This window comes from Pseudomonas sp. Marseille-Q0931 (genome assembly GCF_940789645.1).
GTDB lineage: Bacteria > Pseudomonadota > Gammaproteobacteria > Pseudomonadales > Pseudomonadaceae > Aquipseudomonas.
Map to the genome: position 1 here is coordinate 439,732 of NZ_CALNWT010000001.1, position 18,192 is coordinate 457,923.

At 64.3% G+C, this 18,192-nt stretch carries 21 protein-coding genes; 16 read left to right on the top strand and 5 right to left on the bottom strand.

Annotation, left to right across the window (positions count from 1 at the left end; translation table 11 throughout):
* Positions 1-17: 17 nt before the first annotated feature.
* The 4 genes from P3C50_RS02210 (at position 18) to P3C50_RS02225 (ending at position 2,718) form a co-directional block, all read left to right on the top strand.
* Positions 18-806: a ParA family protein gene (locus tag P3C50_RS02210; RefSeq protein WP_275544703.1), complete on the top strand. Its 789-nt coding sequence runs from the start codon at positions 18-20 to the stop codon at positions 804-806.
* Between the two features lie 86 nt (positions 807-892).
* Positions 893-1,717: a CheW domain-containing protein gene (locus P3C50_RS02215; protein ID WP_275544704.1), complete on the top strand. Its 825-nt coding sequence runs from the start codon at positions 893-895 to the stop codon at positions 1,715-1,717.
* A gap of 95 nt (positions 1,718-1,812) precedes the next feature.
* Complete coding sequence (locus P3C50_RS02220) at positions 1,813-2,292, top strand: chemotaxis protein CheW (protein WP_003243242.1); 480 nt, start codon at positions 1,813-1,815, stop codon at positions 2,290-2,292.
* Positions 2,293-2,295: 3 nt separating this feature from the next.
* Positions 2,296-2,718: a DUF2802 domain-containing protein gene (locus tag P3C50_RS02225; RefSeq protein ID WP_275544705.1), complete on the top strand. Its 423-nt coding sequence runs from the start codon at positions 2,296-2,298 to the stop codon at positions 2,716-2,718.
* A gap of 127 nt (positions 2,719-2,845) precedes the next feature.
* Here the strand turns inward: P3C50_RS02225 and P3C50_RS02230 are convergent, their stop codons facing one another.
* Entirely contained in the window at positions 2,846-3,187 is a 342-nt protein-coding gene (locus P3C50_RS02230; RefSeq protein WP_275544706.1) for an EscU/YscU/HrcU family type III secretion system export apparatus switch protein, read from the bottom strand.
* Positions 3,184-4,713, bottom strand: a complete 1,530-nt coding sequence (locus P3C50_RS02235; RefSeq protein WP_275544707.1) for a flagellar hook-length control protein FliK — start codon at positions 4,711-4,713, stop codon at positions 3,184-3,186. Before P3C50_RS02235 ends, P3C50_RS02230 begins: the two co-directional genes overlap by 4 nt.
* 229 nt (positions 4,714-4,942) lie before the next feature.
* Here P3C50_RS02235 and ccmA point away from each other — a divergent pair, with 229 nt between their 5' ends.
* From ccmA to P3C50_RS02285, 10 genes are read left to right on the top strand one after another with little or no spacing between them, the layout of a single operon-like run.
* A complete protein-coding gene (ccmA, locus tag P3C50_RS02240; RefSeq protein WP_275544708.1) occupies positions 4,943-5,587 on the top strand; it encodes a cytochrome c biogenesis heme-transporting ATPase CcmA in 645 nt (214 codons plus the stop codon).
* Entirely contained in the window at positions 5,584-6,255 is a 672-nt protein-coding gene (gene ccmB / locus P3C50_RS02245) for a heme exporter protein CcmB (RefSeq protein ID WP_013715011.1), read from the top strand. The genes ccmA and ccmB overlap by 4 nt, the downstream gene beginning before the upstream one ends.
* A 60-nt stretch (positions 6,256-6,315) precedes the next feature.
* A complete protein-coding gene (locus P3C50_RS02250; RefSeq protein ID WP_197858217.1) occupies positions 6,316-7,071 on the top strand; it encodes a heme ABC transporter permease in 756 nt (251 codons plus the stop codon).
* Complete coding sequence (ccmD, locus tag P3C50_RS02255) at positions 7,068-7,244, top strand: heme exporter protein CcmD (RefSeq protein ID WP_079783423.1); 177 nt, start codon at positions 7,068-7,070, stop codon at positions 7,242-7,244. The genes P3C50_RS02250 and ccmD overlap by 4 nt, the downstream gene beginning before the upstream one ends.
* On the top strand, positions 7,241-7,732 hold the full coding sequence (gene ccmE, locus P3C50_RS02260; RefSeq protein ID WP_197858218.1) for a cytochrome c maturation protein CcmE: 492 nt from the start codon (positions 7,241-7,243) through the stop codon (positions 7,730-7,732). Before ccmD ends, ccmE begins: the two co-directional genes overlap by 4 nt.
* Positions 7,729-9,702: a heme lyase CcmF/NrfE family subunit gene (locus P3C50_RS02265; RefSeq protein WP_275544709.1), complete on the top strand. Its 1,974-nt coding sequence runs from the start codon at positions 7,729-7,731 to the stop codon at positions 9,700-9,702. Before ccmE ends, P3C50_RS02265 begins: the two co-directional genes overlap by 4 nt.
* Positions 9,699-10,238, top strand: a complete 540-nt coding sequence (locus tag P3C50_RS02270; protein ID WP_275544710.1) for a DsbE family thiol:disulfide interchange protein — start codon at positions 9,699-9,701, stop codon at positions 10,236-10,238. Before P3C50_RS02265 ends, P3C50_RS02270 begins: the two co-directional genes overlap by 4 nt.
* On the top strand, positions 10,235-10,723 hold the full coding sequence (locus tag P3C50_RS02275; protein WP_275544711.1) for a cytochrome c-type biogenesis protein: 489 nt from the start codon (positions 10,235-10,237) through the stop codon (positions 10,721-10,723). Before P3C50_RS02270 ends, P3C50_RS02275 begins: the two co-directional genes overlap by 4 nt.
* On the top strand, positions 10,720-11,931 hold the full coding sequence (gene ccmI, locus P3C50_RS02280) for a c-type cytochrome biogenesis protein CcmI (RefSeq protein ID WP_275544712.1): 1,212 nt from the start codon (positions 10,720-10,722) through the stop codon (positions 11,929-11,931). The genes P3C50_RS02275 and ccmI overlap by 4 nt, the downstream gene beginning before the upstream one ends.
* The gene (locus tag P3C50_RS02285; protein WP_275544713.1) at positions 11,928-12,293 is read left to right on the top strand and encodes a hypothetical protein; all 366 of its coding nucleotides are present in this window, start codon (positions 11,928-11,930) and stop codon (positions 12,291-12,293) included. The genes ccmI and P3C50_RS02285 overlap by 4 nt, the downstream gene beginning before the upstream one ends.
* Positions 12,294-12,404: 111 nt before the next feature.
* Here the strand turns inward: P3C50_RS02285 and P3C50_RS02290 are convergent, their stop codons facing one another.
* The gene (locus P3C50_RS02290; protein WP_275544714.1) at positions 12,405-13,862 is read right to left on the bottom strand and encodes an SLC13 family permease; all 1,458 of its coding nucleotides are present in this window, start codon (positions 13,860-13,862) and stop codon (positions 12,405-12,407) included.
* An 83-nt stretch (positions 13,863-13,945) separates the two neighbouring features.
* Entirely contained in the window at positions 13,946-14,812 is an 867-nt protein-coding gene (locus P3C50_RS02295; RefSeq protein ID WP_275545332.1) for an ion transporter, read from the bottom strand.
* A 251-nt stretch (positions 14,813-15,063) separates the two neighbouring features.
* Here P3C50_RS02295 and P3C50_RS02300 point away from each other — a divergent pair, with 251 nt between their 5' ends.
* Positions 15,064-15,963: a sterol desaturase family protein gene (locus tag P3C50_RS02300; RefSeq protein ID WP_275544715.1), complete on the top strand. Its 900-nt coding sequence runs from the start codon at positions 15,064-15,066 to the stop codon at positions 15,961-15,963.
* Here the strand turns inward: P3C50_RS02300 and P3C50_RS02305 are convergent.
* Positions 15,952-16,623, bottom strand: a complete 672-nt coding sequence (locus P3C50_RS02305; RefSeq protein ID WP_275544716.1) for a helix-turn-helix domain-containing protein — start codon at positions 16,621-16,623, stop codon at positions 15,952-15,954. The genes P3C50_RS02300 and P3C50_RS02305 overlap by 12 nt on opposite strands.
* Positions 16,624-17,112: 489 nt before the next feature.
* On the opposite strand from P3C50_RS02305, the gene P3C50_RS02310 reads away from it, so the two are divergent.
* Positions 17,113-18,189: an efflux RND transporter periplasmic adaptor subunit gene (locus P3C50_RS02310; protein WP_275544717.1), complete on the top strand. Its 1,077-nt coding sequence runs from the start codon at positions 17,113-17,115 to the stop codon at positions 18,187-18,189.
* Positions 18,190-18,192 lie beyond the last annotated feature (3 nt).

An 18,192-nucleotide genomic window follows, 5' to 3' on the forward strand; every position in this document is an offset into this window, starting at 1 on the left:
CGGGAGGATGAGAGAAGATGAAAGTCTGGGCAGTAGCCAATCAGAAGGGCGGGGTCGGCAAGACCACCACTTCCATCGCGCTGGCGGGCCTGTTGGCCGACGCCGGCAAGCGCGTGATCGTCGTCGATCTCGACCCGCATGGGTCGATGACCAGTTATTTCGGCCATGATCCCGATACGCTGGAGCACAGTTGCTTCGATCTGTTCCTGCACCAGGGCAATGTGCCACAAGGCCTGCCCAAGCAGCTGTTGCACGGCACCAGCCACGAGAATATCTCGCTGCTGCCGTCGAGCACCGCGCTGGCTACGCTCGAGCGCCAGTCGCCGGGACAGAACGGCCTGGGGCTGGTGATCGCCAAGAGCCTGGCGCAGCTATGGGAGGATTTCGATCACGCCATCATCGACAGCCCGCCATTGCTCGGCGTCCTGATGGTCAATGCCCTGGCGGCCAGCCAGCAGTTGGCGATCCCGGTGCAGACCGAGTTCCTCGCGGTCAAAGGCCTGGAGCGCATGATCACCACGCTGGCCATGATCAACCGCTCGCGCAAGCAGGCGCTGCCTTACACCATCGTGCCGACGCTGTTCGATCGTCGGACCCAGGCGTCGATGAGCACGCTACGTGTGCTGCGCAACACCTATCCCGAACACCTGTGGCAGGCCTACATTCCGGTCGATACGCGCTTGCGCGATGCCAGCCGGGCGGGGCGTACACCGTCGCAGTTCGATGCCAACAGCCGTGGCGTGATCGCCTACCGGGCGCTGCTCAAGCACCTGCTCAGTCACCAGCCGGCGGCGCAGGTGGCTTGAAATGAGCGTCTGTGTTGAACTGCGTCACTCAAGTCGCAGCAGGCTGCGGCCGATAGGCTGTCAAGATCGTATCCCGGGTTCCTGTCATGAGTCGTAACCTCGCCACCGCCACACGTTCCCAGCTGGCCCTGCAGTCCTATCTTGATGGGTTGCTGCAGGACGCTGCTGCCGAGCTGGAGATGTCCGTCAGCCTTGACGAGTTCGAGGCTGCGGTGCTCGAGGAGCAGGTACGCGATGCCCGGCTGGTCGAGCCGGTTGCACCAGTCGTTGCGCCGGTTGCGCTCGCTGCGGTGGTCGAGCCGCAGGTTAAGGTGGCCGTCGCGCCGGTGGAGTTGCTGGCGCCTGTGCAGGCGCCGGTGATCGAAGAGGCACCGCCGGAAGTTGCCATCCTTGCCGAGCTGGCGCCGCAACCGGCCGCGTTGCTGGCCGATGGTCGTCCGGCCTGGGCCGAGGAACCCTTCGAGTGTCTGTTGTTCGACGTTGCCGGGTTGACCCTGGCCGTGCCGCTGATTTGCCTGGGCTCGATCTATCCGCTCGAGGGCCAGGAGCTGACGCCGCTGTTCGGTCAGCCGGATTGGTTCCTGGGCATCCTGCCGAGCCAGGCCGGTAACCTGAAGGTGCTGGACACGGCGCGTTGGGTGATGCCGGATCGGTATCGTGAGGACTTCCGCGAAGGCCTGCAGTATGTGATTTCCGTGCAGGGCTACGAGTGGGGGCTGGCGGTGCATCAGGTCAGCCGCTCGATTCGCCTGGACCCCAGCGAGGTCAAGTGGCGCAGTCAGCGTACCCAGCGGCCCTGGTTGGCCGGTACGGTGATCGAGCACATGTGCGCGCTGCTCGACGTGGCAGCGCTGGCCGAGCTGATCGCCAGCGGTGCGGCGAAACGCCTGAATGGCGGAAAAGTGCATTGAGAATTGGTGGGCCCGTGCCAACGGGCTCTATAGTTGATGACAAGCGGGTCGACCCGCACATGCCGCACTGAGCGGTTTTTGACGAGGCTAGGGACATGAAGAAAAGTTCTGCACAAGGTGCCGAAGATCCGATTCTGCAGTGGGTGACCTTTCGCCTGGACAACGAGACCTATGGCATCAACGTGATGCAGGTGCAGGAAGTTCTGCGCTACACCGAGATCGCCCCGGTGCCGGGGGCACCGAGCTACGTGCTGGGCATCATCAACCTGCGCGGCAATGTTGTGACCGTGATCGATACCCGCCAGCGTTTCGGCCTGGGGTCGGCGCCGGTGACCGACAACACCCGTATCGTCATCATCGAAGCGGACAAGCAAGTGGTCGGCATTCTGGTCGACAGCGTGGCCGAAGTGGTCTACCTGCGCCAGTCCGAGATCGAGACCGCACCGAACGTGGGTAACGACGAGTCGGCCAAGTTCATCCAGGGCGTGTGCAACAAGAACGGCGAGCTGCTGATCCTGGTCGAGCTGGACAAGATGATGTCCGAAGAAGAGTGGTCGGAGCTGGAGAGCATCTGAGCCATGTCCGAGTTTGCCATGCTCGCTGCGGCCCTGGCCTTCGTGGCCTTGCTATGCGTGGCACTGGGCATCGCCTGCAATGGCCTGTATCGCAACCAGCAGCGCCTGCTGGCCGAGCAGGCCAAGCGTGACGCCGCGCGCGATGCGCGGATCAAGGAGCTGAGCAAGCGCCTCGATACCTACCTGACCGGCAGCATTCGCATGGGCGAGGAGCTACACGAGCTGCGCCGCGTGGTGGCACCGCTGCCGGATAAGGTCAGCCAGATCGAGCAGCGCGACCCCAGCAGCCTGTCCTTCACTCAGGCGGCGCGCCTGGTGGGCATGGGCGCCAGCGTCGAGGACCTGACCCAGTCCTGCGGCCTGAGCAAGGCCGAGGCGGAGCTGATCAGTCGTCTGCACAAACCAAAGGCGGGCCAGTCGCAATAGCTCCGTCAGCCCGTTCGCTTAGCGCATAGCCGACAAATCCCGCCGCTTGCGCGATCACCTCACAATCTCCCAGCATCTTCCTGCGAGGTCGATAGCTGTGCTGACGTTGAGTAGCTGAGGTTGCTGCTCAGTTCGTTGGTCCCTTGAGCTGGCGAAGCGGCGGGGTGATGTCGCGTTCCGCATCCGCTTTGAAACCAGGCGGGGTCTTGCCCTGCAGGTACCAGGCGAAGGCAATGATCTCGGCGATGCATCGATACAGCGCTTCGGGAATCGCGTCGCCCAACTCCAGGCGTGCCAACAAACGCACCAGTTCGGCATTCTCGTAGATCGGCACTTCGTACTCGCGGGCGATGGCGAGGATGGCTTCGGCCAGTTCGTCATCACCCTTGGCACTGAGCACTGGCGCATTCTGCCCATCGTAATTGAGGGCAATGGCCTGTCGGGCTTCGGGTTGCTGCTTGCGGCTCATGCGGTTTCATCCACCCAGCGTTGTTCCAGCGAGGTCTTCGGTCCCTGCGGTGGCATGCCCTGGCTGCAGGCCAGCTCTCCGACTTCCAGCCCCGCGGCCTGCAGGCGTTCACGCAGGTGGTCAAGTTCGGCATTGATCAGGTGGGTGGTCTCGGCACGCTCGGCCCACAACTGGCTGGACAGGCTGCCACGCAGCAGTTGCGCGCGCACCTGCAACGGGCCGAGATGATCGAGTTCGAAGGCCAGCTCCACGCGCCAGAGCGTTTCCTTCTGCTCTGTTTTCTCTGGCTTGCCGCTGTCCTCGCGTTGCAATTTGACTTGCAGGGGAATCACTTCCTGCTGGTGGCGCATGGGCAGCTCCAGCTGCCAGGTGGTCAGTAGATTGCCGTTGGCATCGACCTGGGTTTGCGCCAGGCTCGACAGCTGGTGGGTCTGCAGTCGTGAAACGGCCGCCGCGGCGAGTTTCAGCAGGGTTTCCAGGTCGGCCTCGCCATCCATGTTCTGCAGCAGGCGCGAGGGCAGGGGAAAGGTCAGTGCCTGCTGTCGCGACGAGCCGGCCGCATTCACGCCGAGCAGTTGCCGGGCGAGGTTGGGCAGGTTCTGGTTGAGCGCATTCTGCAGGCCGGCGAGGGTACTGGCACCACCAGGCAGTTGCGGCATGAGTTGGGCAATCAGGCGCAGCAGGTTGGCTTTCAGGTCCTGTTGCAAGGCGCCGGTCTGGCCCTGCAGCAGCTTGGCTTCGAGCAGCACGCCGCTGCTTTCCAGTGCCTGCGCCAGGCCCTTGGCGGTGCTCAGCTGGGTGCTGTCGGGCAGCGCACCGAGTAGCTTGTCGATGCTGCCGCGCAGTGCTTCATCGCCGCCGCTCAGGTTCTGCAGACCCTTGAACAAGCCCTCCAGCGAAGCCTGGCGGTTTTGCTGTGCAGCCAGTTGCTGACCCAGTACCAACTGATCGAGACGACCGCTGAGCGGCAGGAAGGCGAGGCTCTGGCTGCCCTGGACCTGGGCACTGAGCAGGCTGCCGAGCGGCAGTGGCAGCGGGCTGTCGAGTGCCAGTTGGTTACCGGCAAGCGGGGTGTTGAGCAGATTCACCACCAGGCGATAGACCGTCTGCGCGCCCTGGGGCGGCAAAACGTCGCGGCTGACGACTTTGCCCTGGACCAGAGTGCCGGGCGGCAGTTGCTGCAGGTCGAGACTGGTCAGCGGTTTGTCGCCGCCTGCCTGCAGGGCCAACGCCAGGCGAGTGTCGGACAGTGCGGTGACCATCAGCGCGCTGCCCTGAGCCAGAGGCCTGGAGCTTTCGGCCTGCAGCGTCGCCTGTTTGCCGCCCTCGAGGGTGAGTTTCAGCAGCAGCTGGAAGCTCTGCGCCTGCTCGCGAACCGCGACCACTTCGGCCTTGGCGCTCTCGCCGGCTGCCAGCATGCCTTCCAGCGGCTGCAGAAGGCGCACGGCCATGTCGGCAGCGGTCGCAGTGTTGCGAATCACCGGTGCGGAGGGCGGAAGCGGACGTGGACTGCTGATTTCGCTCATGGGCTTTGCTGAGGCTCCGTCCTTTGCAGGTGCTGTCGGGGGCGCCATGCGTATCGGTTTCAACTGCTGGTGCGTATGGCACACCCTACGCGATTAACACCCTGTCGAAAATGCTGACTGCGGGGACAGTGATGCGCCATGTATAATGCCGGCCCACTGCGCATCGCACTTCCGGCTCGCGTCAGTATAGCGGCCGGAGCACCGTCGACTTTAGCCCTGTCAGGTATCGATGACCCGTCCTGTTCCCCTTCTCGAAGCCGTGGCGCTCAGCTGTGAGCGGGACTGGCGCATGCTCTTCGAACAGCTGCATTTCGCCCTGCAACCAGGCGACATGCTGCAGATCAGCGGTCCCAATGGCAGCGGCAAGACCAGCCTGTTGCGTCTGATCGCCGGGCTGCGTCAACCGACCTCCGGCGACATTCTCCTGCGGGGCCAGGCTCTGGCCGAGCAGCGCAGCGAGCTGGCGCGCAATCTTCTGTGGATCGGCCATGCAGCCGGTATCAAGGGCCTTTTGAGCGCCGAAGAGAACCTGGCCTGGCTCTGCGCACTGCATCGCCCGGCCGGCCGCGAGGCGATCTGGCAGGCGCTGGAAGCGGTCGGCCTGCGTGGTTTCGAGGACGTTCCCTGTCATACCCTGTCGGCCGGCCAGCAGCGGCGTGTGGCCCTGGCGCGCCTGTATCTGGAGGACACGCCGCCGTTGTGGGTGCTCGATGAGCCCTTCACCGCGCTGGACAAGAATGGCGTGGCGCAACTCGAAGCGCACCTGGCCGGCCACTGCGAGCGCGGCGGCGTGGTGGTGCTGACCACCCACCATAGCCTGCAGCATAAGCCGGCGACCTATCGCGATCTGGATCTGGGGCAGTACGCCGCATGAGCAACGTCTTCACACAGCTGCTTTCGCGCGAAATGCGTCTGCTCGCCCGCCGTCCGTCCGATCTGGCCAACCCGCTGGTGTTCTTCGCCATCGTCATCGCGCTGTTCCCACTGGCGGTAGGGCCGGAGACGCAATTGTTGCAAACCCTTTCCCCAGGCCTGGTCTGGGTGGCAGCGCTTTTGGCCGTGCTGCTCTCGCTGGACGGGCTTTTCCGCAGTGATTTCGAGGACGGCTCGCTGGAGCAGTGGGTCCTTTCGTCGCACCCCCTGCCTCTTCTGGTGTTGGCCAAGGTGCTGGCACACTGGCTGTTCAGCGGTCTGGCGCTGGTTTTGCTGGCGCCTGTGCTGGCGCTGATGCTCGGTCTGCCCGGGCGTTGCCTGCCGGTCCTGTTGATTTCCCTGCTGCTCGGCACCCCGGTGTTGAGCCTGCTCGGCGCGGTAGGCGCGGCGCTTACCGTTGGTCTCAAGCGTGGCGGCCTGCTGCTGGCACTGCTGATTCTGCCGCTGTACATCCCGGTGCTGATTCTCGGCAGCGGAGCATTGCAGGCGGCCCTGCAAGGATTGCCGGCGACCGGCCACCTGTTGTGGCTGGCGAGCCTCACCGCCCTGGCGGTGACCCTGACACCGTTTGCGATTGCCGCCGGCCTGACCATCAGTGTCGGCGAATAAGAAAAGAACCGTGATACCTGGCCGACAACAGTCGAGTCAGGCCTGAATGATGAGTCGAGCATGAACTGGACGTGGTTTCACAAATGGGGTTCGCCCAAGTGGTTCTATGAGATGAGTGGCCGCTGGCTGCCCTGGCTCAGCATCGCTGCCGTGTTGTTGACCGTCTCCGGCCTGGTCTGGGGCCTGGCCTTCGCGCCGCCGGACTACCAGCAGGGCAACAGCTTTCGCATCATCTACATCCACGTTCCGGCCGCATTCCTGGCCCAATCGATCTACGTGACGCTGGCCATCGCCGGCCTGGTTGGCCTGGTCTGGAAAATGAAGCTGGCCGACGTCGCCCTGCAGCAGGCGGCGCCCATCGGCGCCTGGATGACCGCCATCGCGCTGCTCACCGGGGCCATCTGGGGCAAGCCGACCTGGGGCACCTACTGGGTCTGGGACGCACGCCTGACCTCGATGCTGATTCTGCTGTTTCTCTACTTCGGCGTGATCGCCCTGGGCAACGCCATCAGCAACCGCGACAGCGCCGCCAAGGCCTGCGCCGTGTTGGCCATCGTCGGCGTGATCAACATCCCTATCATCAAGTACTCGGTGGAGTGGTGGAACTCGCTGCACCAGACCGCCACCTTCAAGGTCACCGAAAAACCGGCAATGCCGGTGGAGATGTGGCTGCCGCTGCTGCTGGCGGTGCTGGGTTTCTACTGCTTCTTCGGCGCCGTGCTGCTCTATCGCATGCGCCTGGAAGTACTCAAGCGTGAATCGCGCAGCAGCTGGGTGAAAGCTGAGGTGCAGAACCTGGTGGAGGGCAAGGCATGAGCTTTTCGTCCTTTTCCGAATTTCTCGCCATGGGCACCCATGGCCCCTACGTCTGGAGCGCCTACGGCATCAGCCTGGCGATTCTGGCGTTGAATGTGGTGCTGCCGATTCTGGCTCGCCGCCGTTACCTGCAAGACGAGGCGCGCCGTTTGCGCCGGGAGAAGTCGAAGTGAATCCGGTTCGCAAGAAACGCCTGTACATCGTTCTGGCCATCCTCTGTGGCGTCAGCATCGCCGTCGCGCTGGCGCTGACCGCGCTGCAGGAGAACATCAACCTGTTCTACACCCCGAGCCAGATCGCCAATGGCGAGGCGCCGGTCGATACCCGCATTCGTGCCGGTGGCCTGGTGGAGGAGGGGTCGGTGAAGCGCTCGGCCGATTCGCTGGAAGTGGACTTCGTCGTCACCGACGGTGCCCATGGCGTGACCATCCGCTACAGCGGCATCCTCCCGGACCTGTTCCGTGAAGGGCAGGGCATCGTTGCCCTGGGCCGTGTCAATGAACAGGGCGTGCTGGTGGCCGACGAGGTACTGGCCAAGCACGACGAGAACTACATGCCGCCTGAAGTCATGCAGGCGCTGGAAAAGAGCGGGATGATGCAAAAGCACGATGAGGCCAAAGCCGCCAAGCAAGGTGGCTACCAGCAGGAGAGCGCGCAATGATCCCCGAGCTCGGCCACCTGGCGATGATCCTGGCGCTGTGCCTGTGTCTGGTACAGGCGACGCTGCCGCTGGTCGGCGCCTGGCGTGGTGACCACCAGTGGATGAGCCTGGCGCAGCCGGCCGCCTGGGGTCAGTTCGCCTTCCTGTTGTTCTCCTTCCTGTGCCTGACTTACGCCTTCATGGTCGACGACTTCTCCGTCGCCTACGTGGCCAACAACTCCAACAGCGCGTTGCCCTGGTACTACAAGTTCAGCGCGGTATGGGGCGCTCACGAAGGCTCCCTGCTGCTATGGGCCTTGATTCTGGCCGGCTGGACCTTCGCCGTGGCGATCTTCTCGCGCCACCTGCCGGAAGAGATGCTCGCCCGCGTGCTGGCGGTGATGGGCATGATCAGCGTTGGCTTCCTGCTGTTCCTGATCGTTACCTCCAATCCATTCGAGCGTCTGCTGCCGAACTCGCCGGCCGACGGCCGCGACCTCAACCCGCTGCTGCAGGACTTCGGCCTGATCGTCCATCCACCGATGCTGTACATGGGCTACGTCGGCTTCTCGGTGGCCTTCGCCTTCGCCATTGCCGCACTGCTCGGCGGCAAGCTGGACGCTGCCTGGGCGCGCTGGTCGCGGCCGTGGACCATCGTCGCCTGGGCCTTCCTCGGCATCGGTATTGCGCTCGGTTCCTGGTGGGCCTACTACGAACTGGGCTGGGGCGGCTGGTGGTTCTGGGACCCGGTGGAAAATGCCTCGTTCATGCCCTGGCTGGTGGGTACGGCGCTGATCCACTCACTGGCCGTGACGGAAAAACGCGGCGTGTTCAAGAGCTGGACGGTGCTGCTGGCCATCGCCGCGTTCTCGCTCAGCTTGCTCGGTACCTTCCTGGTGCGTTCCGGCGTGCTGACCTCGGTGCATGCCTTTGCTACCGACCCGGAGCGCGGCGTGTTCATCCTCGCTTTCCTGCTGGTGGTGGTCGGCGGTTCGCTGGCGCTGTTCGCCGTGCGCGCACCGGTGGTCAAGAGCCAGGTGGGCTTTGGCCTGTGGTCGCGTGAAACCCTGCTGCTGGTCAACAACATAGTGCTGGTGGTGTCGGCGGCGATGATCCTGCTCGGCACCCTCTATCCGCTGGTGCTCGATGCGCTGACCGGCGCCAAGCTGTCGGTCGGTCCGCCTTACTTCAATGCCTTGTTCCTGCCGCTGATGGCGCTGCTGATGGCGGTGATCAGCGTCGGCGTGCTGGTGCGCTGGAAAGATACGCCGCTGAAGTGGCTGGGCAGCATGCTGACGCCGGTGCTGGTCGCCAGTGTGGTGCTGGCGGTAGCCGCGACCTTCCTGCATGGTGATTTCCACTGGTCGGTTCTGGCGGTCTGCTTGCTGGCGTTCTGGGTGGTACTCGGCGGCGTGCGCGACGTTCTCGACAAGACGCGCCACAAGGGCCTGATCAAGGGCCTGCCGACTCTCGGTCGCAGCTACTGGGGCATGCAGATGGCGCACCTGGGGTTTGCCGTATGCGCCCTCGGCGTGGTGCTGACCAGCCTGGGCAGCTACGAGCGCGACCTGCGCATGGCACCGGGCGAGTCGGTGGAGCTGGCGGGCTATCGCTTCCAGTTCGACGGCGCCGTGCATCACGAAGGCCCCAACTTCATTTCCGACAAAGGCACTATTCGCGTGTTCGACGGCGAGCGGCAGATCAAGGTGCTGCACCCGGAGAAGCGCCTGTACACCGTGCAGCAGGCGACCATGACCGAGGCGGGCATCGATGCCGGCTTCACCCGTGACCTCTTCGTCGCGCTCGGCGAGCCGCTGGAGCAGGGCGCCTGGGCCGTGCGCGTGCACATCAAACCCTTCGTACGCTGGATCTGGCTCGGCGCGCTGCTGATGGGCTTTGGCGGTTTCCTCGCTGCGGCCGACAAACGCTACCGCATCAAGGTCCGCACCCGCGTGCGCGACGCCTTGGGCATGCAGGGGGCCAGCGCATGAGACGCCTGCTCCTGCTGTTGCCGCTGCTGGCCTTCCTGGCGATTGCCGTATTCCTCTACCGTGGTTTGTTCCTCGACCCGTCCGAGCTGCCCTCGGCGCTGATCGGCAAGCCGTTTCCGGTTTTCAGCCTACCGTCCCTGGACGATCCCGAACGCACCCTCAGCGAGGCTGACATCAAGGGCCGGCCTGCGCTGGTCAACGTCTGGGCCACCTGGTGCCCGGCCTGCCGCCACGAGCATCCGGTGCTGAACAAGCTGGCCGAGGCCGGCGTGGTGATCCACGGGGTCAACTACAAGGATCAGCGCGAGCCGGCGCAGAAGTGGCTGCGTGACCTGCACAACCCTTATCAGCTCAACATCGAGGACGCCAAGGGCAGCCTGGGGCTGGATCTGGGGGTGTATGGCGCGCCGGAAACGTTTTTCATCGACGCCAAGGGCATCATCCGTCACAAGTTCGTCGGTACCATCGACGAGCGCGTCTGGCGCGAGAAGCTGGCGCCGATCTACCAGCAACTGGTCGACGAGGCCCAGCCATGAAGCGTTTGCTGATGTCCGCCGGTCTGGCGTTGGGCCTGTTGGCCAGCGCGCATGCCGCCATCGATACCTTCGAGTTCGCCAACGAGGCAGAGCGCCAGCGCTATCGCAACCTGATCGAGGAGTTGCGCTGCCCGAAATGCCAGAACCAGAACATCGCCGACTCCGATGCGCCGATCGCCATGGACCTGCGCGGCGAAATCTATCGCATGCTCGAAGAGGGCAAGAGCAACGAGCAGATCATCGACTTCCTGGTCTCCCGCTATGGCGACTTCGTGCTCTACAAGCCACCGCTGACCAGCCGCACGCTGCTGCTCTGGTACGGCCCGGCCGGCCTGCTGCTGATAGGCTTCGGTGTGCTCGGGGTGATCGTCCTGCGCCGCCGTGGCCAGCAGAAGGATCGCTCCGCCGCCGGCCTCTCCCTTGATGAGCAGGCGCGCCTCGACGCGCTGCTCGCCCAAGCCTCTCAGGACAAGAAAGACCAATGATCGATTTCTGGTTGCCCGCCGGGCTGCTGTTGCTGACTGCCCTGGCGTTTCTGCTGATTCCGGTGCTGCGCATTCGCAAGCTGCAGGCCGAAGAAGACCGTACCGCACTCAACGTTACCCTCTATCAGGAGCGCCTGCAGGAGCTGGAAGCCCAGCGCCAGGCCGGTGTGCTCGATGATGCGCAGATGCAGGCCGGTCGCGCCGAAGCGGCGCGCGAGCTGCTCGACGACACCGAAGGCGTGCAGCGTCGTAGTGGCGTGCTCGGCGGCAAGATCCCGCTGGTCTCGGCGTTGCTGGTGCCGGTGCTCGGCGTGGCCCTGTACCTGCACTGGGGCGCGCTCGACCAGGTCGAGCAGACCCGTCAGATGGCTGCCATGCAGCCGCAGAGCATCGAGGAAATGACCGCGCGCCTGGAACAGACCGTCAAGCAGCAGCCGGATTCCGCCGAAGGTTGGTACTTCCTCGGCCGTACCTATATGGCGCAGGAGCGTGCCAGCGACGCCGCCAAGGCTTTCGAGCGCGCCGTGGAGATCGCCGGGCGTGCCCCGGAACTGCTCGGCCAATGGGCGCAGGCGCTGTATTTCGCCGAAGGCAAGCAGTGGAACGAGCAACTGCAGGCACTCACCGACGAGGCGTTGCAGGCCGATCCGGAAGAAGTCACCAGTTTGGGCTTGCTTGGCATCGCGGCCTATGAAAGTCAGCGCTATGCTGATGCAGTGCGCTACTGGGAGCGTCTGGTCGCCGTGCTACCGGAGCAGGACCCGTCCCGCGCGGCCATCGCCGGCGGTATCGAACGCGCCCGGCAGCAGATGGGCGAGGGCGAGCAGCCCAGCGCTGCCGCCGAGCCGAGCGCCAAGGTGCACGCGCTGGAAGTCAGCGTGTCGCTGTCGCCCGAGGTGCAGCAGAACGTGCAGCCGGACGATGCCGTGTTCGTCTTCGCCCGCGCACTCAGCGGCCCACCGATGCCGCTGGCGGCCAAACGCCTGAAGGTTTCCGACCTGCCGGTGCAGATCAGTCTCTCGGATGTGGATGCGATGATGCCGGAACTGAAGATGTCACAATTCGACCAGGTGCAACTGGTGGCGCGGGTTTCCCGCGCGGGCAATGCCACCCAGGGCGAGTGGAGCGGCGAGACCGGCCCGGTCGCCAGCACCGCCCGTGACGTGCAGACGTTGCTGATCGACAGCCGCGACGGGCAGGCTCAGTGAAGCGCCTGGCGCTGGTCTGCGCGCTCGGGCTTGGCCTGAGCGGTTGCGTATTGCAACAACCGAGTGCGCCGGGCGGCGAGCCGCCACCAGCGCAGCAAGCCGGTACCCCGGCTGGCCAGTTGCCGCCGGTGCAGCAGCCTTCGCATCCGCGCTATGCACCGCCACCCGGCGTGAAAAGCCACTGGAACCCGGCACTGGGTGTATATGTGGTCGAAGGAACGCGGGACCTCTACTACCGCGAGCGCATTTTCTACCGCTGGGATGGTGGCTGGAGCTGGTCGCCTCAAGCCGGTGGGCCGTGGAAGGAAACCGACAGCTCGGGCATTCCGCCGGGATTGTTTCGCCAGTATCAGAACCGCTGATTGCGTAGGGCGGGTGAAACCCGCCATCTCCAAGCTGGCGGGTTTCACCCGCCCTACATTCCTAACAAAAACGGCGCCCGCAGGCGCCGTTTTTGCTGGCAGTGATCAGGTTCAGTGCGCCCAGATCATGCCCACCAGCAGGTAGCAGATCACGGTCACCAGCACCACGCCGAACAGGTTGAGGGCGAAGCCCGCCTTGATCATCGACTGTATTTTCATATGCCCGGTGCCGAACACGATGGCGTTGGGTGGTGTCGCCACGGGCATCATGAAGGCGCAGCTGGCAGCGATGGCGGCTGGAATTGCCAGCAGTTCAGCCGGCATGCCCTGCGATACGGCAAGGGCGCCCAGCAGCGGCAGGAAGGCCGCCGCTGTGGCGGTGTTGGAGGTGACTTCGGTGAGGAAAATGATCACCAGCACTACCACGCCAATCATCGCGATCACCGGCAGGGCGCCCAGCGCGCCGAGGCTCTGGGCGATCCACTCGGCCAAACCGGTGCTGCGGATCACGCCAGCCAGCGACAGGCCACCGCCAAATAGCAGCAGCACGCCCCACGGCAGTTTGCTGGCGCTTTCCCAGTCCATCAGGAATACGCGCTGCTTGGTGTCCACCGGAATGATGAACAGCGCCAGCGCTGCCGCGATGGCGATGCTGGTATCGTTGACGCCCGATACCCAGTCGGCGATCAGCGGCTGGAACACCCAGGCCAGCGCGGTAACCAGAAATACCAGTGCCACCAGCTTCTCGCCGCGGCTCAGCGGGCCGAGTTCGGCCAGTTCGCTGCGGATCAGTTGCGTGCTGTCATGCCCGGCCAGGTTGAAGCCGCCACGGGTCAGCCACCACCAGATGAACGCCAGCATGATCACCGCCACCGGCACGCCGAGCAGCATCCACTGGCCGAAGCCGATCTGCACGTCGTAGTTGTCGGCGAGGAAGGCCGCGAGCAGGGCGTTGGGCGGTGTACCGATCAGCGTGGCGATACCGCCGACGCTGGCGGCATAGGCAATCGCCAGCAGCAGGGCGGTGGCGAAGCGTTCGCGCTCGGTGTCGCCCTCGTTCTTCTCGCCGGTGAGCATGCCGACCACCGACAGGCCGATGGGCAGCATCATGATGGTGGTGGCGGTGTTGCTCACCCACATACTGAGAAACGCGGTGGCCATCATGAAGCCGGCGATCTGTTTGCTTGGCTTGCTGCCCATGGCCAGCAGCGTCATCAGGGCGATGCGCTTGTGCAGGTTCCAGCGCTCCATGGCCAGGCCCAGGACAAAGCCGCCGAGGAACAGGTAGATGGTCGGGTTGGCGTAGGGCGCGGTGGCGGCATTGAGGCTGTCGATGCCCAGCGCCGGGATTAGCAGGATTGGTAGCAGCGAGGTGGCCGGAATCGGAATGGCTTCGGTCGACCACCAGGTGGCCATCAGCAGGGTCAGGCCGATAGTGGCCCAGGCGGCGCTGGACAGATCGCCCGGCGGCTCGGTGATCAGGCACACGAGCAGTAGCAATGGACCCAGGATCAGGCCAATCCAGGCTGCCTTGGCGGGTGCCGTGGATTCATTGGTGGTAACGGCCATGGCGCGCTTCCTTCAGCTAAAAAGTCGGGCTTTATAGCCCACAGGGCGACTTTATGACCACGCGGTGGCCAATCGGTTTTGCTTCAGTCTGTTTCAGGCGCGCTCTGCGGCGGGGCTGAGGGCCCGGCCCGCCGGCTGAACAGCGGCCCGCCGCAGCGGCTGCAGAATGCCGCGCTGTATTCGTGGCGGTTCTTCCGGCAATGCGGGCAGTCATGTTCCATCAGCCCGTCCTGGCGCATGGCGTTGGCCAGTTCGGCGGTGAAGATCCCGGTCGGGACGGCGATGATCGAATAGCCGGTGATCATCACCATGGTGGCCAGCATCTGGCCGACGGGCGTCTGCGGGGTGATATCGCCAAAGCCTACGGTGGTCAGTGTTACCACTGCCCAGTAGATGCCCATGGGAATACTGGTGAAACCGTGAGCCGGTCCCTCGATGACGTACATCAGCGCGCCGAACACGGTTACAAGCGTGGAAACACTCACCAGAAACACGATGATCTTCTGCTTGCTTCCTTGCAGCGCCACAATCAGGAAATTCGCCTGAGACAGATACTGACGCAACTTGAGGACACGGAAAATTCGGATCAGGCGGATGACGCGAACGATCATCAAGTACTGCGCATCGGCAAAGATCAGCGTCAGTATGGCTGGCAGTACCGCCAGCAGATCCACCATTCCGAAGAAACTGAACGCATAGCGCATAGGCTTGGGCGAAATGTACAAACGCAAGCCGTATTCGATTGCGAAAAGGATGGTGAAGAACCATTCCAATAGACTGAAAACCTCGGCGTACCGGCTATGAAAGTGTTCGATGCTGTCGAGCATCACCACTACCAGGCTGGCGAGGATGGCCACCAGCAGCCAGTTGTCGAAGCGTTGCGCCGCCGGCGTGCTGGTTTCGAAAATGATGATGTACAGGCGCTGGCGCCAGCTCTGCCGGTTATCCATGGCAAGCTCCGAAGTAAGCGAAGGGCACAGCCTAGGCAGGAAGGAGGAGCAAGGGCAAGACCGTGGCCCTAGTTGTTGCTCTGCCTTACTCGCCCCCCAGTGGCGGCTCCTGTCGCGGCTGCTCACCGCGACTATGGATGGCGTTGGCCACTTTCGATAAGTCCGGCTGCAGGCAGGCATGCGTGGTTTGTTCAAGCGCGCAAGGCCTGCCAGGCAGCAGGCTGTGGGCTCCGATCATCAAGGAGAACACCATGCGTGATGCACTGCTTCGTTATCTTTACGCCCCCTGTTTCAGCTTCGGCCTGACCGCTCTGGGGATCTGTCTGGTCGGTTACTGGCACTTGGGCCTGGGCTGTCTGCCGGTACTGTTGCTGCTGGCCATCGGTCTATCCGCAGTGGCCGAGCGCCAGGCACCTTATCGACCTCAATGGAATCAGCCGCGCGGTGATGCGGGGCGCGATCGCCTGCATGCACTGGTCAACGAAAGCCTCAACAGCCTTGGCGTACTCGGCATCCCGCTGCTTGCTGCGTTGTTGCCAGGGCCTGATCTTTGGCCGCATGCCTGGCCATTCTGGTTGCAGGTGCTGATGGCGATTGTGGTGGCCGACCTTGGCATCACCCTGATGCACTGGCTCAGCCATCGCAGCGCATGGCTCTGGCGCCTGCACGCGGTGCATCATTCGGTGCAGCGCATGTATGGCCTCAATGGCCTGATGAAGCACCCATTGCATCTGGGTCTCGAAGCCCTGGCGGCTACGCTGCCGTTGGTGCTCGTGGGGATGCCGGTGGACATCGCCGGGGTGCTGGCATTCGCCATTGGCGTGCAGTTGCTGCTGCAGCACAGCAATGTGGATATGCGCATCGGTCCATTACGCCATCTGTTCGCCTGGGCGCCGGTACATCGTTTCCATCACCTGCGTTACGGCAGAGCGGGGGATGTGAATTTCGCGCTGTTCTTCAGTTTCTGGGATCGCCTGCTAGGCACGGCTTTCCACTCCAGCTACGAAGTGGCCAGCGAGGATCTGGGTATCGGCAGCCAGCCGGACTACCCTGACGAGTACCTGGCGCAGCTGGCCGAGCCCTTTGTCGATCGCGCCGGACATGTACCTGCGCCCGTTCTGCCGCTGGGCTTGCGCCGCTCAGTCGAGTAGTTGCAGTTGCAGGTTGTGCAGCGCTCGCGCCTGGATGCCGAACATGCTGCGAACGGTGCGCGAGAAGTGCGCCGAGTCGGCGAAGCTCGCCGCATGTGCGGCTGCGGTCAGATTGCTGCCACGCAGCACCATGGCCAACGCCAGGCGCAGCCGCCGCCAGAGCACCAGCCGGCGGATGGAAAGGCCGACCTGATCACCGAACAGGCGCTCCAGCTGGCTCAATGACAATCGAACCTGGCTTGCCAGCTCTGTGGCGTCGATTTTCTCCTGCAATAGCGCGTCGATACCAAGCAGCGCCTGCTCCACACGTGTGTCCAGAGGCGGTCTTGGCCAGTGGCGAAACCGCTCGATCAGTGCCTGCGGCTGGGTTGGGGCCTCGTCTTGCCAATCCTTCAAGTGCTCCAGGCGGAACGACAGCGGCTCGGTGTACAGCGCCAGCATGGGCTGGCCGGGCTCGATGAAAGCATGCGGCTGCATCGAGGGCACCAGCAGGCGCTGGCTTTGCAGCAACTGGCCGCCGACCATCAGACGTAGTTCACCGTCGTGGGCCAGCATCAGCTGGTGGGCGTAATGAGCATGCGTCTGGGTGTCACCCGCGCAGCCATCGAGCAGGCAATAGTCGCTGGCCAGCCACAGGCGCCCTTGCCAGGCGGTATTCATGCTGCTCGCCGAGCGAGGTTGGCGAGGGTCGTGCGCGATATGTTCATACAGGCAATGGTGGCTGGGTCGGCCCGGATCATACCGCGAGGACTGGGCATGGTTCATCAGCCGTATCAGGTTTTTACCCAGGCGACGCGCGCGCTTCTGGCGCTCACTTCATGCAGCGCTGCCAGCGCGAGGCGCCGATGACAGCGCCGTCGTCACGCAGCGTCGAGTGCGGATAAAGACCGGGCTGGCAGTCGGAGAGGACGGGCAGCCAGCCATTCGCTGGAGGCCGATCCGGCATCCGCTGTTACCGCGACATTGATGAGAGAGGCGCAGGCTGCGACCTCTCGTTCCGTCCCTCATCTTGCGCTCGCTATCCGCGTGACTGACTGGTCACGAGATTGGCAACGATTTGCTGGCGAACTCCTGCGTTGTAGCGATGTTCTACTGTCAGTCCCTGCGACCCGCACTCGCGGTCGTCAATCCCACCAGACAGGAGTCCCGATGACGTCGACGCCAGCATTTCCCCCGCTCAAGACCTATCTGACGATCATCGCCTGCACGCTACTGCTTGGCGGCTGCTCCTCCGGGGATGAGCCGGCCTCCGAGCCGCCGCGGGTGGCGCTGGTCGAGCCGCTTCAGCCGGCCGAGCCACAACCGGAGGCGCTGCGCCTCTCGGGGGTGGTGCAGAGCGTGACCACCACCCAGCTGTCGTTCGAGGTCGCCGGACGCATCGAGCGGATCCTGATCGATGAAGGCACGCGTATCCGTCGCGGGCAACCGCTGGCCGAGCTGGATCGCGTCGACTACCAACTGCAACTGAGTGAAGCCGAGGCACGCCTGCGCCAGTTGCAGGCAGATCTGGCGCGCAAGCGTACGCTGCTCGCCGAAGGCATCCTTGCCCCCGCCGCCATCGAGGCGCTGGAAGCCAACACCGTGGCGGCGCGGGTGGCGCGCGACAGCGCCCGGCGCGACCTCGAACGCAGCACGTTGAGCGCGCCGTTCGATGGCGTCGTGGCGCGCCGTCTGGTCGAGCCGAACATGGTGGTGGCGGTGGGCACGCCAGTGTTCGAGATGCAGGACAACCGCCATATCGAGGTCAGCGTCGATCTGCCGGAAATCGCCGCGTTGAGCATTCCGCTCGGCCCCGAACTCAAGGCCGAAGGGCAGCTGGTGATCGCCGACGTGAGCCTGCCGCTGCGCTACAAGGAGCACAGCACTCAGCCGCGCGAGGGCGCGCGCACCTACCGGCTGGTGCTGCAGGGCGAGCCGCCGGAGGACTACAACCTGCTGCCGGGCATGGCCATGCGCGTCAGCGTGCAGCGGCCACCCCGGCCGCAGGCGAGCCAGGACCAATTTCGCCTGCCGTTGTCGGCGTTGCAGGCCGACAGCGACGGCGGCCACTACATCTGGCAGGCCGTCGATGGCCGCGCCCGGCGATTGGCGGTGGAGTTGCAGGAGGTCGAAGGTGACCAGGCATTGATCCGCGGCGATGGCCTGCAGGCGCAGCTGCCGATTATCGTCGCTGGCGGCAGCAAGCTGCACGAGGAGCAGCCGATCAAAGTGCAGGAGCGGAACTGAGCC

Bases quoted from the DNA above. Each gene is read 5' to 3' on its own strand.
- P3C50_RS02210 (WP_275544703.1), top strand. From the start codon at position 18: ATGAAAGTCTGGGCAGTAGCCAATCAGAAGGGCGGGGTCGGCAAGACC.
- P3C50_RS02215 (WP_275544704.1), top strand. From the start codon at position 893: ATGAGTCGTAACCTCGCCACCGCCACACGTTCCCAGCTGGCCCTGCAG.
- P3C50_RS02220 (WP_003243242.1), top strand. From the start codon at position 1,813: ATGAAGAAAAGTTCTGCACAAGGTGCCGAAGATCCGATTCTGCAGTGG.
- P3C50_RS02225 (WP_275544705.1), top strand. From the start codon at position 2,296: ATGTCCGAGTTTGCCATGCTCGCTGCGGCCCTGGCCTTCGTGGCCTTG.
- P3C50_RS02230 (WP_275544706.1), bottom strand. From the start codon at position 3,187: ATGAGCCGCAAGCAGCAACCCGAAGCCCGACAGGCCATTGCCCTCAAT.
- P3C50_RS02235 (WP_275544707.1), bottom strand. From the start codon at position 4,713: ATGAGCGAAATCAGCAGTCCACGTCCGCTTCCGCCCTCCGCACCGGTG.
- ccmA (WP_275544708.1), top strand. From the start codon at position 4,943: ATGACCCGTCCTGTTCCCCTTCTCGAAGCCGTGGCGCTCAGCTGTGAG.
- ccmB (WP_013715011.1), top strand. From the start codon at position 5,584: ATGAGCAACGTCTTCACACAGCTGCTTTCGCGCGAAATGCGTCTGCTC.
- P3C50_RS02250 (WP_197858217.1), top strand. From the start codon at position 6,316: ATGAACTGGACGTGGTTTCACAAATGGGGTTCGCCCAAGTGGTTCTAT.
- ccmD (WP_079783423.1), top strand. From the start codon at position 7,068: ATGAGCTTTTCGTCCTTTTCCGAATTTCTCGCCATGGGCACCCATGGC.
- P3C50_RS02265 (WP_275544709.1), top strand. From the start codon at position 7,729: ATGATCCCCGAGCTCGGCCACCTGGCGATGATCCTGGCGCTGTGCCTG.
- P3C50_RS02270 (WP_275544710.1), top strand. From the start codon at position 9,699: ATGAGACGCCTGCTCCTGCTGTTGCCGCTGCTGGCCTTCCTGGCGATT.
- P3C50_RS02275 (WP_275544711.1), top strand. From the start codon at position 10,235: ATGAAGCGTTTGCTGATGTCCGCCGGTCTGGCGTTGGGCCTGTTGGCC.
- ccmI (WP_275544712.1), top strand. From the start codon at position 10,720: ATGATCGATTTCTGGTTGCCCGCCGGGCTGCTGTTGCTGACTGCCCTG.
- P3C50_RS02290 (WP_275544714.1), bottom strand. From the start codon at position 13,862: ATGGCCGTTACCACCAATGAATCCACGGCACCCGCCAAGGCAGCCTGG.
- P3C50_RS02295 (WP_275545332.1), bottom strand. From the start codon at position 14,812: ATGGATAACCGGCAGAGCTGGCGCCAGCGCCTGTACATCATCATTTTC.
- P3C50_RS02300 (WP_275544715.1), top strand. From the start codon at position 15,064: ATGCGTGATGCACTGCTTCGTTATCTTTACGCCCCCTGTTTCAGCTTC.
- P3C50_RS02305 (WP_275544716.1), bottom strand. From the start codon at position 16,623: ATGAATACCGCCTGGCAAGGGCGCCTGTGGCTGGCCAGCGACTATTGC.
- P3C50_RS02310 (WP_275544717.1), top strand. From the start codon at position 17,113: ATGACGTCGACGCCAGCATTTCCCCCGCTCAAGACCTATCTGACGATC.